Source organism: Nonomuraea sp. NPDC003804 (assembly GCF_040610675.1).
Taxonomy (GTDB): domain Bacteria; phylum Actinomycetota; class Actinomycetes; order Streptosporangiales; family Streptosporangiaceae; genus Nonomuraea.
Map to the genome: position 1 here is coordinate 276,314 of NZ_JBEXMT010000002.1, position 14,234 is coordinate 290,547.

A 14,234-nucleotide genomic window follows, 5' to 3' on the forward strand; every position below is an offset into this window, starting at 1 on the left:
CAGGGCACCCAACGAGGAGCGTGCCAGGTCGGCTGCCATCGCATCCGGACACCGGCACGACGGAGGTATGGCGGTCTGATGAGCACGCTTCTTGCCGGTCAGCGGGGCTCATGCGCGGAGGGGGCGGCATGAGCAGGGCGACTCGGGCGCACCAGCGTCTGGCGGTCCGATACTTCGACGACCGCATCCTGCTCACCGAGGGCTCCGCGTGGGCCTACTTCCGGTTGCCGACGGTCAGCTACGAGTTCGTCACTCCGGAGGAGCGGGAGGCGCTGGCCACCAACATCACGATCGCGCTGGCGGCGATCCGCATGCCGGACGCCGAGGTGCATCTCAGGGTCGCGCACCGCACCTATCCCGCGGCCGAGTGGGCGATGGCGCTGAACGGCACCTCCGACGAGGGCCCTGGCTGGCGCGACTACCTGGAGGAGATGTACCGGCACGTCTGGGCGAAGGACTTCTGGTCGAAGGAGGTCTACCTCGGCGTACGGCTCGGCCCGCGCGGCCGCCAGCTCGGCGCGGGCGTGCTGGCGCAGCTGTTCGGGTTCTACCAGCGCAGCGAGAAGGCGCTCGGGCTCGAGGACGACCACGTGCCCGACGGCGAGCTCGCCCGCTGGACCGAGCAGGCCGAACGGCTCGGCCGGGCGCTGGCCTCCAGCGCCCTCTACGCCCGCCACGCGACCTCGGGCGAGGTGGCGTGGCTGTTCAGGCACGCGGCGACCGCCTCGCTCGGCGACCCGCCGGCCAGCGCGAGCCCGAAGCGGCGCTGGGGCAGGGGCGAGATCGAGTCGCTGGTCGAGGGGCAGATCCACAACGGCAGGTCGTTCCTGCGCATCGCGCAGCCGCAGGGCGACTCCTACGTGGCGCACCTGTCGTTCGCCCGCTTCCCCGACCTGATGCCCTTCCCGGACGGCGAGCCGTGGATGCACTTCGCCGACCAGCTGCCCTTCCCCGTGGAGATCTCCAGCCGGATGCGGCTGATCCCGCCGGTCAAGGCGTCCAAGGACGTCGCCCGCAAGCTCGCCCACGCCCGCGACATGGACATCCACATCCGTGAGGCCGGCGCGGAGGCGCCGATCGCGCTGGCCGAGCAGATCGACGCGGCCCGCATGCTGGAGCACGGCATCACGAAGGAACGCCTGCCCTTCGTCTACGGCTGGCACCGGCTGATCGTGAGCGCCCCGACCGAGGAGATCTGCCTGCAGCGCGTCGAGGCGGTCGTCGAGCACTACCGCGACATGGGCATCGACATCGTCAACTCCACGGGCGACCAGTTCTCGCTGTTCTGCGAGGCGCTGCCGGGGGAGAAGGTGACGGTCAACGCCTACGCCCAGCGCCAGCCGCTGCGCACGATCGCCGGTGGCATGGCGACCGCGACCGTCGACCTGGGCGACCGGATCGAGACCGAGGCCGGCTGGCACGGCCCGTACATCGGCGAGACGGTGGGCCGCGCCCGCAGCATCGTCCACTTCGACCCGCTGGTGGCCGCCGCCCGCAACCGGCCGACGGCCATCGCGATCACCGGCGAGCCCGGCGGCGGCAAGACGACGCTGGCGCTGCTGATGATCTACCAGATGGCGCTGCGCGGAGTCACCGTCGCGGTGATCGACCCCAAGGGCGACGCCGAGTCGCTGGTACGGCTGCTGCAGAAGCGCGAGCGCAAGGCCCGCATCATCCCGCTGGGGTCGGCCGCGCCCGGCCTGCTCGACCCGTTCTCGTTCGGCGACGACATCGCGGCCAAGAAGACCATGGCCACGGAGACGCTGCGGCTGCTGCTGCCGCGCATGTCGGAGGAGCGCGAGTCGGCGATGATCCAGGCGGTGGCGGCCGTCTCCAACGCGCCCGACCCCTCGCTGGGCAAGGTGGTCGACTTCCTGGAGCAGGCCGGCGACGCGGCGTCGAAGAACCTCGGCGCCGTGCTGCGCTCGATGTCGGAGATGCACCTGGCGAGGCTGTGCTTCGACGCCTCCGGCGGGGAGCAGATCGACAGCGAGGGCTGGACGACCGTCTTCACGCTCGGCGGCCTCACCCTGCCCGACGCCACCACGGCGCGCGACGACTACTCCTACGAGCAACGCCTGTCGGTCGCGCTGCTCTACCTGGTCTCGCAGTTCGCCCGCAGGCTGATGAACGGCCTCGACCGGCGCGCGCCCAAGGCCATCTTCCTCGACGAGGCGTGGGCGATCACCTCCACGCCCGAGGGCGCCAAGCTGGTGCCCGAGGTCAGCCGGATGGGCCGCTCCCGCAACACCGCGCTCGTCCTGGTCTCGCAGAACGCGGGCGACCTGCTCAACGAGCAGGTGACCAACTGTCTCTCGTCGGTCTTCGCCTTCCGCTCCACCGAACGGGTGGAGGTCGGCCACGTCATGGCGCTGCTCGGCGTGGAGGCCTCGGAGGAGCACAAGGCCGTGCTGCGGTCGCTGGGCAACGGGGAATGCATTTTCCGTGACCTCGATGGCAGAGCGGGCCGCATCGGCGTAGACCTGATCTCCGACGAGCTGCTCAGGTGGCTCGACACGAACCCGACGCACGACAAACCCGGGGAGAACGTGCATGATCAGATTCGCGGGGGAGTGACCGGAGCCCAGGAGGTACGTTCATGAAGGGCCGACTAGGTCGGCGGCTGACGTTGGCGCTGGTGCTGCTCATCGGCATCGTCGCGCTGCCCATCGCCCTGCCCTCGGGCACGGCGGCCGCCGCCGCTCCGTTCTGTGACCTTTCACCCGACCTCGCCCCGCAGCTCGTCGACAGCGGTGTCGACGGCCTGCTGCAACCGCCGCCGCCGGAGGGTACGGCGGCGGCGCCGCAGGCGACGACCAACTACGCCCGTTACGGCATGGCCGGCCTGTTCTGGCACACCGACGGGCTCGGCTGCAGCGACGTCGCGGCCGTGCTCGGCAACACGTGGGCGAACATGATCTTCGACTGGGCCAAGGCCGTGGACCGGTTGACGATCACCACCTACCAGGCCGCGGCCACCGAGGGCCCGCTGCAGTCGATCAAGGACGTGGTCGACGACATCGTGGAGAACCTCGCCGCCGCGATGTACTGGCCCTTCCTGCAGCCGATCATCATCCTGGCCGCCATCTGGCTGGCCTGGTACGGACTGTTCAGGCGCAGGGCGTCGGTCACCACCGAGGCCGTCGTCTGGATGGTCATCGCGGTCACCGCGGCCGTGTGGTTCTTCAGCCGTCCCGGCGACTTCACCGGGCTTGGCAAGATCGTCACGGACAAGACCACCGAGGTGGTCAACCAGGCCTTCTCCGGGCTGCCGGGCGCGGGCGGGACCTCGTGCCTGCCGGCCAAGGGCGCGCAGGGCGACAAGCCGGTCGAGGGCGGCTACGCCAGGACCGGCGTGCCGAGCGTCGACCAGAACGCCGACGCGCTGTGGTCCACGCTGGTGTGCAGGCCGTGGCTGGTCGGCCAGTTCGGCACCTCCGACCCGAACGCGCCCGTCATCCGCGACTTCGGCGCCAAGCTCCTCGACATCCAGGCGATCGACAAACAGGAACAGGCCGGCCAGCCGCCCAGCAGCACCGCCCACCAGGCGGCCTACAACGAGATCGCCGAACCGCTGCGCACCACGTCCATCTACTTCCTGTTCCAGGGCAAGGACTGGAGCGGCAGGCTCGGCATCGCCATCGGCGCGCTGCTGGCCGCGCTCATCGCCGGGCTCCTGATCTTCCTGGTGGCCGTCTCGCTGCTGGTGCTCAAGGTCGGCTTCCTGCTGTTGCTGATCCTGGGGCCGGTCTTCCTGCTCATCGGCGTCCATCCGGGCAGCGGCCGGATCATCGCGATGCGCTGGGTCGAGATGCTGATCGGCATGCTGCTCAGACAGGCCGTGCTGGCGCTGGTGCTCGGGGTACTGGTGTACGGCTACGCGCTGATCATGGCCACGGCGCTGCCGTGGGGCATCCAGATCCTGTTCATGGCGCTGCTGACGATCGCGGTGTTCTTCTACCGGCGACCGTTCCAGCACCTGTTCGCCTCGATGAGCGGCCACACGCTCACCACCAGGATGCTCGGCGAGGCCGCCTCCGCGCCGACCCTGGAGCGCGCCGCCAACGTGCTGCCGCCCGTCGCCATCACCAAGGCCGGACGCTGGGGCCTGCGCAAGGCCGAACCGTTGATCCAGGCGGCCGCGGCGGGCAGTACCGCGGGGGCCACGGCCGTGGGCGCGGCCGTCGCCCAGGGCAGGGTCAGGGGGGAGGAGGGCGCGGCGGCCAACGCGCAGGCCGGCACCAGGGTGCCGGCGCCGCTGGCTACCGACGCTGAAGGCAAGGCGGGCGCCAGGCCCGCCGCCGCGCAGCGCACCGGCGCGGCACCCCCGCTCAACCTCGGCTCGGGCGGCCGCGCCACCCCGCCCACCCGCACGGGCACCGGCGGCGTCTCGGCCGCCCTGTCCGCCGGCGCCGGATCCGGCACCGGGTCCGGCGCAGCCACCTCCGGTGGGTCCAGGACCGGCGGCTCCGGCGGTTCCCGCGGATCGGGCTGGTTCGGCAGCAGGTCGGGCGGCGGCTGGGCCGCCACGGGCGGCTCCAGCGGTACGGCAGGCGGCTCACGCTCGGGCCGCGGCGTCCGCTCGTCCGGTGGGCTGTTCGGCGGCGGCTCGGGCTCGTCCTCTTCGCGTGGCTCGTCGGGCTCGCGTGGCTCGTCCTCGTCGCGCGGGTCGTCGGGCTCGCCGGCCGGGCGCGGTCCGATCGGCTCGTCCGGTGGCGGGCGTCCGGCCGAGGCCCCGCAGGCCCGTTCGGCTGAGCCGCCGCCGCTGTGGCTGCCCAGCCGTAAGAGCGAGGGCAGGAGCGACGAGCCGCCCGTGCCGTTCTGGCTGCGACCCAACAGCTCCGACAAGGATTGACGATGGCACAGCTGGGTGACAGGAGAGGGCTGGCCTTCGCCGCGATCGTGCTGGTGCTGGCGGCGGTCGGGCTCTTCGTCACGATGTGGCCCGCCTCGGACGAGCCCGTGCCCGCCGCCGGTCAGGAGGCGGCGGGGCGTACGGGGTCCGGGGCCTCGGCGGCGCCCGCCGCCGTCACCCCGCTGGCCACGGCGAGCGACGCGCCCTTCGACATCTACTCCTACCTTCCGATGACCAAGCAGGAGCTGGCCGCGGCGGCGGACCTGGCCGTGCGCTTCGCCGCCGCCTACGGCAGCTTCCGCTACGACGAGGAACCGGCCGCCTACGCCGACCGGCTGAAGGTGTTCACCACCGCCGACCTGGCCGAGGTGCTGACGCGGACCGTCACCTCGCCGGGCACCGTCGAGGCGAACAGGACCGATCAGGTGGTCTCGCAGGCGACCGCGAAGGTCAAGGAGATCAGGCAGGTCGACAGGACCTCCATCGTCTTCGTCGTCACCGGCACCAGGCAGGTGTCGGCCAAGAGCGGGTCGACCAGGCGCGACGAGGACTACGCGGTGACCGTGCAACAGATGGGCTCCGACTGGCGGGTCTTCGACCTGCAGCCCGCCGACCAGGGGCAGGACGGAGACAGCTCCGGGTGAAGTTCTCCTCCCGCACGAAAATCGTCGGGGCGCTCGGGCTCGCCGGGCTGGTACTGGTGACGCTGATCATGTCCCCGATGCTGATGACCAGCTTCCCCTCCTTCATCAGTGACGGCAGTCTTTCCGGCTGCGAGGAGATCACGCAGGCGGACGAACCAGCCTCGGAAGGGGCGACAGCCGACATTCCCCCCGACTACCTGGCGCTCTACCAGAAGTTCGGCAAGCAGGTGGGCGTCCAGTGGACGATCCTGGCGGCCGTGGGCAAGCGCGAGACCGACCACGGCCGCTCCACCCTGCCCGGCGTGCAGAGCGGCACCAACTACGCCGGTGCCGCCGGGCCGATGCAGTTCCTGGTGAGCACGTGGGGCGGGGCCAAGCGCATCCCCATCCCGTCGGAGTTCAACGGGTACGCGTCGGACGGCGACGGCGACGGCTGGGCCGACATCTACAACCCGGCCGACGCCATCCTGGGTGCGGCCAAGATGCTCAAGCGCAACGGGGCCCCGGAGAACGTGCGGCGGTCGCTGTTCGTCTACAACCGGGCGTGGTGGTACGTCGACCAGGTCGAGGAGATCGCGCGCAAGTACGCCGCCGACGGCGAGGTCAAGGTGCCGCCGCAGGCCGACGCCGGATGCGACGAACCGCTCATCGAGGCGGCGCCGAGCGGCGTGGTGGCGCGGATCCTCGCCTACGCGCTCGACCAGCGCGGCAAGCCGTACCTGTGGGGCGGCACCGGGCCCGACGCCTTCGACTGCTCCGGCATCATCTACATGGCCTACCGGAGCGTGGGGCTGACGATCCCCAGGACGACGTTCGGGCAGTGGCCGTTCGGGGTGAAGGTGCCCGACGGGCAGGAGCAGCCCGGCGATCTCGTCTTCTTCAACGCGGGGCCAGGAACCAGTGCCGACAATCCCGGACACGTCGGGATGGTGGTGTCGAAGGGGAAGATGGTCGAGGCGCGCTGCCGGTTGTGCGGCCCGATCAAGGTCACCAGCTATCGGGGCAGGGACGCCATCGTCGGATTCACCAGGCCGCTGGAGAATTCGGCCGTCAAGGAGCAACTGGCCAAGCTCACCCCCGTGTTGTAGCGCTGTGATCCTTCACCAACCGTTGGCCTTCCGTCCCCTGCCCCGGCGCAGGGGCGGATGCGTAAGGTTGGGAGGCTCGAAGGCAAGGAGATGCGATGGCGGTTCTGGTGGTGGGCGCGGCGATCATCGCCGACGGCAGGTTGCTGGCGGCGCAGCGAGCAGAGCCACCCGAGCTGGCCGGCGGCTGGGAGTTCCCCGGAGGCAAGGTCGACGAAGGGGAGAACGACATCGACGCGCTGGTCAGGGAGTGTCACGAAGAACTCGGCGTGATCATCCGGGTCGGCGAGCGCGTGGGCGGCGACTGGCCGCTCGGCGACGACTACGTGATGCGGGTGTGGCTGGCGTCGCTGGTCTCCGGCACGCCCCAGACCAAGGAGCACCTGGCGCTGCGCTGGCTCGCGCCGGAGGAGTTCTACGACGTGCCGTGGCTGGCGGCCGATCTTCCGGTGGTCAAGGTTGTGGAGACTCTGCTGCGAGAGGATTAATCCACTCCACTGCGTGACATAACCACTACGCAGTGTATTTGTTGGCGCGTCCCGTCTCGGGGGAAAAGCGGAGAAGCGCAGTGAGTTGGTGGCGTCGTGCCCAGATAGCGTCGGCTGTCGGATCAGGGGCGCTGATCTTGGCGACCACGGCCACGACGTCGGCGGTCGAGGCTTCGGAGATCGAGGTACCTTCTGCGGGGGTTTCCCGCGAAGGGCTGATCGAGCTCAGAGTGGAGCGGGTGGCCGATCCGGACGTGGGCCGATGGTTGCGAACCGGTGATGTGCTGCGCTTCAGGGTGGCCGTGGAAGGGCCGGCACAGGACACCAGTCTGGCGGTCACGGCCCGGCCGGCGCGGGCGCTGTCGCAGGTGACGTGCGCCGCGTCGCCCGCCACCGGAGCGGACGCCGCGCCCGGCGCGGGGTCGGCCGTCGACGGTGCGGGCTCGGCAGGAGGCGGTGTCGCGCCGGGCTCGGGCTCGGCTGGAGGTGCCGCGTCGGCTGAGGGTTCGGCTGGAGGCGCAGGGTCCCCGGCGGGCTCGGTCTCTGCGGATGCCGCGCCGGGTGCGGGTTCCACCGGTGGGGGTTCCACCGGTGCGGGAGGCGCGGGCTCCGCGGGGGCCGGTGCGGGGATGTGCCGGTTCGGGAACGCCCAGGGAGAACGGGCGGCCGACGTCAGGCTCACCGTGCCCGAGGGCGCGAGGGAGGTCGTGCTGACCGCGGAGGCGCAGGCACGACAAGGCGCCGACGGCGTTCCGGAGCGGGTCACCAAGACGACCACGATCCCGGTCGCTTCGCTGCCGCTGCCGTGGTTCGCCGAGCCGCGCCCGGCGAACTATCCCGTCCCCATGTTCGCCCAACCGCGTCCCGCGAACTATCCGCTGCCGGTCTTCGCGGAGCCGCGTCCCGCGAACTACCCCGTGCCCCTGTTCGCCCAGCCGCGCCCGGCGAACTACCCGGCGCCGGGATCGGCCGAGCCGGGCTCGGGGAACGTCCCGCCGGCGTCCGCCGAGTCGCGCCCGGCGCAGGCGTCCGCCGACTCGCGCCCGGGGAACGTACCGGCGCAGGCGTCCGCTGAGCCGCGCCCGGCGAACTATCCGGCATCAGGGGCCGCTGAGCCGCGTCCGAGGAACTACCCGGCACCAGGGCCAGCCGGACCGCGCTCGGCGAACCCGCTGCCGTGGTTCGCCGAGCCGCGCCCGGTCAACTACCCGCTGGCGGGCTTCGCCGAGCCGCGTCCGGTGCGGCATCCCTCGCCCGGATCCGTCGATCCGCGCCCGATGTTGCTCGCTCCCGGTGACGCGCGGCCTGCGCAGGCCGCCGAACTGCCGGAGCTGTCCGATGGCGCGGGCGGGGCCGCGGACTCGCGCGCCCAGGCCCAGGGGGCGGATGGCGGTGTCCCGGGTGAACCGGTGCGCCGCGTCGACGACGGGGGCAGGGGCGCGACGGCGTGGAGCGCGGGGGAGGCGACCTGGCAGCCCTGGACCCTGCCCCACCCCGCCGGGGTCGGAGCCCAGGCCATGACCGGTGTCCAGCCGCCCGTGACGGGCGTTCAGCCGCCCGTGACCGGTGTCCAGCCGCCCGTGACCGCAGTTCAGTCGCCTGCGACGGGCGTTCAGTCGCCCGTGACCGGAGCTCGGTCGCCTGTGACCGGGGCCGGGGTTCAGTCGCCTGCGACCGGGGCCGGGGTCCAGCAGCCGGGGGTGAGCGCGCGGTCGTCTGCGACAGGTATGCGGCTTCCCAAGTCCAGGGCCGTGACGGGCAGGAGGCTGCCGAGGACGGGCGTCAAGGCGCCTGCCACGGGCGTCCTGCCTGCCGCCACGGGGCTTCAGTTCCCGGCCACCCGGTCGTCCGGCAGCGGCGTGCAGTCTCCTGTCACGGGGATTCAGGCGCCCACCAGCGGGATGCGGTCTCTCGCCACCGGGGTTCAGACTCCGGCGACCGGCGTCCGGTCCTCGGCCACGGGCACGAAGACTCCCGCGACCGGCGTCCGGTCCTCGGCCACGGGCACGAAGACTCCCGCGACCGGCGTTCGGTCTTCGGTGACGGGGTCGAAGGCTCCTGCCACCGGTGTCCGGTCTCCGGCCACGGGGGCGAAGACTCCTGCCACTGGTGTCCGGTCTCCGGCCACGGGCGCGAAGGCTTCCGCTGACGTTCGGTCTCGTGGCACGGGGACGAAGAGTCCGGCCACCGGGGTCAAGGCCCCCGCGACGAGCCGGTGGGCCGCGGAGGCGACGCCGATGACCGACGCGGCGCTGACCGGGGCACAGGAGGCGCAGCAGGCGTCGGGTGGCTCGGCGTTGCGCCTTCCGCAGGTCGCGCCCGAACAGTCGGCGGCGAGCGCGCCGTCCGTCATGGCGGCGCCGCTGGCTCGCGAACTCGCCGTCTCGCCCGCGAAGCCGCAGGCCGCGAGGAGGACCGATCTCACCACGGGGCTGAACGGCCTGCCGTACGTGGGGGGCGGCATTCTGGTGCTGCTCGCCGCGCTGTGGGGCGTCGCGCGGGCCCAGCGGAGCCGCGGTGTCAGGAAATCACAGCCGATGTCGTAAATCGGACTTTGCGCTGACATTTACCGTCCTAGTATTCTCGTTGACCTAGGTTTCGGGAATGCGCGGAGGGCAGCGGTGGCACCCAGGCGACTGACGGCCGTCTCCGCCCTGCTGCTCTCCTTAGGGATCAGCGGCGGTGTCGTGCTCGCGGCGGTCCCGGTCATCAGCCAGGTGGCCAGCGCGTCGGTCGTGGCGCGCGACCCGGGAGACGCGATCCCGCCGTGTGACGCGGGTGAGGCCTGCGAGCCGACCGAGGTCGTCACCACGGTCACGATCACCACCACGCTCGGGTCGCCGACGCCTACGCCGACCGATCCCGTCACGACCGTGACGACCACGGTGACGCCGTCGCCGACGAAGACCAGCAAGGCGCCCGAGCCCGCGAAGACCACGGCCAAGCCGCCGGCGACGCAGGCTCCGCCCGTCCAGCAGCCGCCGCCGGTGGTGCCCTCGGCGGACGTGAGCGTGCCGTCGGCCCCCGACACCGGCGAGGAGACGCCGACGTTCTCCTTCCCGACCGTGCAGGACGACACGCCCTCGCAGGCGCCGAGCGAGCCCACGACGGCTGTCTCCGACTCCGAGGAACTGGTGGTGCGCAACGCCGCACCGGAGTACGACCAGACCACGCTCAGCCGCAAGCTCGGCATCCCCGCGCTGGTGCTGGTCCTGCTCGCGCTGTTCGCCGTGCTCATCTTCGAGGGACGGCTGCGCAGGATGGCCCACGCCGCCGCCGTCCGCAGGGCCGGGCCGCAGCAGCCAGGACACCACCGGGGCGAGCCCGCCGCCGAGCCGTACGGTGGCTACCCGGCCGGACCCGGTTTCGCGGGGCCTGTCCCGGCCTACGCGCCGATCATCAGCTTCGTGCCGGTGCAGACCTACCCGGGCGGTCCCGCCCAGTACCAGCCGGTCTACCAGCACCCGTTCCCGCAGGACCCGTCGATGTACGGCCAGCCGGGTCCGACGGCCGACTACTCCGCGCAGGCGGGGCACCCGCAGCCCGGGTACCCGCACCCCGAGTACGCCCAGCAGGAATACTCGCACCCCGAGTACACCCAGCCGGAGTACACGCAGCCGGAGTACGTCCAGCCCGAGTCTGTGGAGAGCCACGATCGGCCGGCCGGCGACTTCGACGCCTTCAAGCCGCGCGAGTTCCACGTGGCCGGCGACGACCCGCTGCCTCCTGACCTGGCGCCGGGGCAGCAGCCGCAGTACCGCGACCTGTTCGAGCCGCTGGTTCCGCCGGACCAGCCGTCGCTCGGCGACATCCCACCGGGCGGTGACGCGCCCTACGACGATCCGCACCACAAGGGTCAGGCGGGTGGCCCGACGATCGTCGAGGCGGGCGACGCCGAGCCCTGGAAGCTCGACGACGCCGCTCCCACGGCCGAGGACCGCACGGCGATCCTTCCCCTGCGCGACGTCGACGACCACCGCGAGTTCTGACCGGCCACAGACCCGGACCGGCCCGTGCGCCTGGCGACCGATTGAAGGGCGCTCGGGGCTCAGCGAGCGTGTGACGGCCTGCCGGGGGTGATCGGTCACTGGATCGCCGTGTGATGGTTCCCCACATGGTCGGCTCGGCGGGTGTCGACGGCCTGCCGGGGATGACGCGAGCGTACGTCGGGTGCCAGCGGGTGCCTGACGGGCTTGCCGGGTGGGTCGGTGCGTTGCCCCGGTGCGCGCCTGACGGGGCGCCGTGGCGGGGGGAGGCGAAGTCCTGCTGGAGGAGCGCACGGTGACGGGGGCGAGCCCACGACGGCGGTCGGCGCGTGACCCGGCGGCAGCCGTACCGGAAGGACCCGAGGAGCCGGCTGTGCCGGAAGGACCCGAGAGGCCCGCTGTGCCGGATGGATGCGAGGAGCCGCTGTACCGGATGGATGCGGAGCGCGCCGTATCCGATAAGTCCGGTGCCCGGTGGATGCGGGGAGGGGCCGGGTGGGGACCGCCCGGATGGCCGGGCGGTCCTGGAGGGGCCGGTGGGGTCAGCTCTGGCGCTTGAAGATCTTGCTGCCGAGCCAGACCAGCGGGTCGTACTTGCGGTCGACGACGCGCTCCTTCAGCGGGATCAGCGCGTTGTCGGTGATCTTGATGTGTTCGGGGCAGACCTCGGTGCAGCACTTGGTGATGTTGCAGTAGCCGAGCCCGTGGTCCTTCTGCGCGGACTCCTTGCGGTCGGCCACGTCGTAGGGGTGCATGTCCAGCTCGGCGATCCGCATGAGGAAGCGCGGCCCGGAGAAGGCCGGCTTGTTCTCCTCGTGGTCACGGATGACGTGGCAGACGTTGTTGCACATGAAGCACTCGATGCACTTGCGGAACTCCTGCGAGCGCTCGACGTCGACCTGCTGCATCCGGTACTCGCCGGGGCGTACGTCGGCCGGCGGCGTGAACGACGGCACCTCCCTGGCCTTCTGGTAGTTGAACGACACGTCGCACACCAGGTCCTTGATGACGGGGAAGGTGCGCATCGGTGTGACCGTGATCGTCTCGTCCTCCTCGAAGGTGGACATGCGGGTCATGCAGCCGAGCCTCGGCTTGCCGTTGATCTCCATGGAGCAGGAGCCACACTTGCCGGCCTTGCAGTTCCAGCGCACGGCCAGGTCGGGCGCCTGGGTGGCCTGGAGCCGGTGGATGATGTCGAGGACGACCTCGCCCTCGTTGACCTCGACGGTGAAGTCCTCGAGCTTGCCCTCGCCGCCCTCACCGCGCCAGACGCGGAACTTCGCCTTGTAACTCATTCGATCCCGTCCAACTCGTCGTCGGTGAGGTACTTCTTCAGCTCGGCCAGGTCGAACAGGGCCAGCAGGTCGGGACGCATAGGCTGCTGCTCCTTCTCCTCGACGGTGACGGACGAGCCGTCGGCGGCGGCGGAGCAGACCAGCAGCTTGCGCCGCCATTCGGCGTTCATGCCGGGGAAGTCGTCGCGGGTGTGGCCGCCGCGGCTCTCCTCGCGCATCAGCGCGGCCTTGGCCACGCACTCGGACACGAGCAGCATGTTGCGCAGGTCGAGCGCGAGGTGCCAGCCCGGGTTGTAGATGCGCCCGCCGGCCGCGCCGACGAGGTGGACCCGCTCCTTCAGCTTCTCCACGACCTCGAGCGCCTCGGCGACCTCCGAGGACGTCCTGATGATGCCGACCAGCTCGTTCATGGTCCGCTGGAGCTCGTGGTGGACCTCGTAGGGGTTCTCGCCGGAGCGCTCGAGCGGGGCGATCGCCTCGGCCTTGGCGCTGTCGACGCTCTCCTGCGACACGGTGGGCCGCGCGCTCAGCGAGTCGATGTAGGCGGCGGCGCCGGCGCCCGCGCGCCTGCCGAACACCAGCAGGTCCGACAGCGAGTTGCCGCCCAGCCGGTTGGAGCCGTGCATGCCGCCGGAGACCTCTCCGGCGGCGAACAGTCCCGGTACGGCCGCGGCGGCGGTGTCGGCGTCGACCTCGACGCCGCCCATGATGTAGTGGCAGGTGGGGCCCACCTGCATCGGCTCGGCGGTGATGTCGACGTCGGCCAGCTCCTTGAACTGGTGGTGCATCGACGGCAGCCGCTTGACGATCTCGGCGGCGGGCAGCCGGGTGGAGACGTCGAGGAACACGCCGCCCTGCGGCGATCCGCGCCCCGCCTTCACCTCGGAGTTGATCGCCCTGGCCACCTCGTCACGCGGCAGCAGCTCCGGAGGGCGGCGGTTGTTGGCCTGGTCGGTGTACCAGCGGTCGCCCTCTTCCTCGGTGGTGGCGTACTTGTCCTTGAACACCTCGGGGATGTAGTTGAACATGAACCGCTCGCCGAGCGAGTTGCGCAGCACGCCGCCGTCGCCGCGGACCGACTCGGTGACCAGGATGCCGCGCACGGACGGCGGCCACACCATGCCGGTCGGGTGGAACTGGATGAACTCCATGTTGATGAGCTTGGCGCCGGCCAGGAGGGCCAGGGCGTGGCCGTCGCCGGTGTACTCCCAGGAGTTGGAGGTCACCACGTACGACTTGCCGATGCCGCCGGTGGCCAGCACGACGGCGGGGGCGTCGAAGACGACGAAGTTGCCGGTTTCGCGCCAGTAGCCGAACGCGCCGGAGACGGCGTCGCCGTCCTTGAGCAGCCGGGTGACCGTGCACTCGGCGAACACCTTGATGTAGGCCTCGTAGTCGCCGTGGTTCTCGTAGTCCTCCTGCTGCAGGGCGACCACGCGCTGCTGCAGGGTGCGGATCAGCTCCAGCCCCGTCCGGTCGCCCACGTGCGCGAGCCGCGGGTACTCGTGGCCGCCGAAGTTGCGCTGGCTGATCTTCCCGTCCTTGGTCCGGTCGAACAGCGCGCCCCACGCCTCCAGCTCCCACACCCGGTCGGGAGCCTCTTTGGCGTGCAGTTCGGCCATGCGCCAGTTGTTCAGGAACTTGCCGCCGCGCATGGTGTCGCGGAAGTGCACCATCCAGTTGTCGTCGGAGTTGACGTTGCCCATGGCCGCCGCCGCGCCACCCTCGGCCATGACCGTGTGGGCCTTGCCGAACAGCGACTTGCACACGATCGCGGTGCGCTTGCCCTGCTGGCGGGCCTCGATGGCGGCCCGCAGCCCCGCGCCGCCGGCGCCGATGACGACGACGTCGTATTCGTGACGCTCGATTTCCACTTGAGAT

General features: G+C 71.3%; 10 protein-coding genes. 7 read left to right on the forward strand and 3 right to left on the reverse strand.

Annotation, left to right across the window (positions count from 1 at the left end; translation table 11 throughout):
* The first annotated feature begins 128 nt into the window (after positions 1-128).
* The 5 genes from ABZX22_RS03565 to ABZX22_RS03585 all read left to right on the forward strand — a co-directional run bounded on the left by ABZX22_RS03565 (position 129) and on the right by ABZX22_RS03585 (position 7,072).
* Entirely contained in the window at positions 129-2,603 is a 2,475-nt protein-coding gene (locus ABZX22_RS03565; protein WP_354905767.1) for an ATP-binding protein, read from the forward strand.
* Positions 2,600-4,855: a type IV secretion system protein gene (locus ABZX22_RS03570; protein ID WP_354905768.1), complete on the forward strand. Its 2,256-nt coding sequence runs from the start codon at positions 2,600-2,602 to the stop codon at positions 4,853-4,855. Before ABZX22_RS03565 ends, ABZX22_RS03570 begins: the two co-directional genes overlap by 4 nt.
* A gap of 2 nt (positions 4,856-4,857) precedes the next feature.
* Positions 4,858-5,499, forward strand: coding sequence for a hypothetical protein (locus ABZX22_RS03575; RefSeq protein WP_354905770.1), 642 nt, complete (start codon positions 4,858-4,860; stop codon positions 5,497-5,499).
* Positions 5,496-6,587 (forward strand): bifunctional lytic transglycosylase/C40 family peptidase, encoded by a 1,092-nt coding sequence (locus ABZX22_RS03580; RefSeq protein WP_354905772.1) that lies wholly within the window; start codon positions 5,496-5,498, stop codon positions 6,585-6,587. The genes ABZX22_RS03575 and ABZX22_RS03580 overlap by 4 nt, the downstream gene beginning before the upstream one ends.
* Before the next feature lie 95 nt (positions 6,588-6,682).
* The gene (locus ABZX22_RS03585) at positions 6,683-7,072 is read left to right on the forward strand and encodes a (deoxy)nucleoside triphosphate pyrophosphohydrolase (RefSeq protein ID WP_354905774.1); all 390 of its coding nucleotides are present in this window, start codon (positions 6,683-6,685) and stop codon (positions 7,070-7,072) included.
* A 1,924-nt stretch (positions 7,073-8,996) separates the two neighbouring features.
* Here ABZX22_RS03585 and ABZX22_RS03590 read toward each other — a convergent pair.
* Positions 8,997-9,179, reverse strand: a complete 183-nt coding sequence (locus tag ABZX22_RS03590; RefSeq protein ID WP_354905776.1) for a hypothetical protein — start codon at positions 9,177-9,179, stop codon at positions 8,997-8,999.
* A gap of 130 nt (positions 9,180-9,309) precedes the next feature.
* Here ABZX22_RS03590 and ABZX22_RS03595 point away from each other — a divergent pair, with 130 nt between their 5' ends.
* Both ABZX22_RS03595 and ABZX22_RS03600 read left to right on the forward strand, forming a co-directional pair.
* A complete protein-coding gene (locus ABZX22_RS03595; RefSeq protein ID WP_354905777.1) occupies positions 9,310-9,618 on the forward strand; it encodes a hypothetical protein in 309 nt (102 codons plus the stop codon).
* Positions 9,619-9,693: 75 nt separating this feature from the next.
* A complete protein-coding gene (locus tag ABZX22_RS03600; protein ID WP_354905778.1) occupies positions 9,694-11,061 on the forward strand; it encodes a hypothetical protein in 1,368 nt (455 codons plus the stop codon).
* A gap of 539 nt (positions 11,062-11,600) precedes the next feature.
* Here ABZX22_RS03600 and ABZX22_RS03605 read toward each other — a convergent pair.
* Both ABZX22_RS03605 and ABZX22_RS03610 read right to left on the reverse strand, forming a co-directional pair.
* Positions 11,601-12,353, reverse strand: a complete 753-nt coding sequence (locus tag ABZX22_RS03605; protein ID WP_354905780.1) for a succinate dehydrogenase/fumarate reductase iron-sulfur subunit — start codon at positions 12,351-12,353, stop codon at positions 11,601-11,603.
* The gene (locus tag ABZX22_RS03610; RefSeq protein WP_354905782.1) at positions 12,350-14,227 is read right to left on the reverse strand and encodes a fumarate reductase/succinate dehydrogenase flavoprotein subunit; all 1,878 of its coding nucleotides are present in this window, start codon (positions 14,225-14,227) and stop codon (positions 12,350-12,352) included. Before ABZX22_RS03610 ends, ABZX22_RS03605 begins: the two co-directional genes overlap by 4 nt.
* Positions 14,228-14,234: the final 7 nt, after the last annotated feature.

What these genes read in the sequence shown, in the direction of transcription:
- ABZX22_RS03565 (WP_354905767.1), top strand. Translation starts at nt 129, where the DNA reads ATGAGCAGGGCGACTCGGGCGCACCAGCGTCTGGCGGTCCGATACTTC.
- ABZX22_RS03570 (WP_354905768.1), top strand. Translation starts at nt 2,600, where the DNA reads ATGAAGGGCCGACTAGGTCGGCGGCTGACGTTGGCGCTGGTGCTGCTC.
- ABZX22_RS03575 (WP_354905770.1), top strand. Translation starts at nt 4,858, where the DNA reads ATGGCACAGCTGGGTGACAGGAGAGGGCTGGCCTTCGCCGCGATCGTG.
- ABZX22_RS03585 (WP_354905774.1), top strand. Translation starts at nt 6,683, where the DNA reads ATGGCGGTTCTGGTGGTGGGCGCGGCGATCATCGCCGACGGCAGGTTG.
- ABZX22_RS03595 (WP_354905777.1), top strand. Translation starts at nt 9,310, where the DNA reads ATGACCGACGCGGCGCTGACCGGGGCACAGGAGGCGCAGCAGGCGTCG.
- ABZX22_RS03605 (WP_354905780.1), bottom strand. Translation starts at nt 12,353, where the DNA reads ATGAGTTACAAGGCGAAGTTCCGCGTCTGGCGCGGTGAGGGCGGCGAG.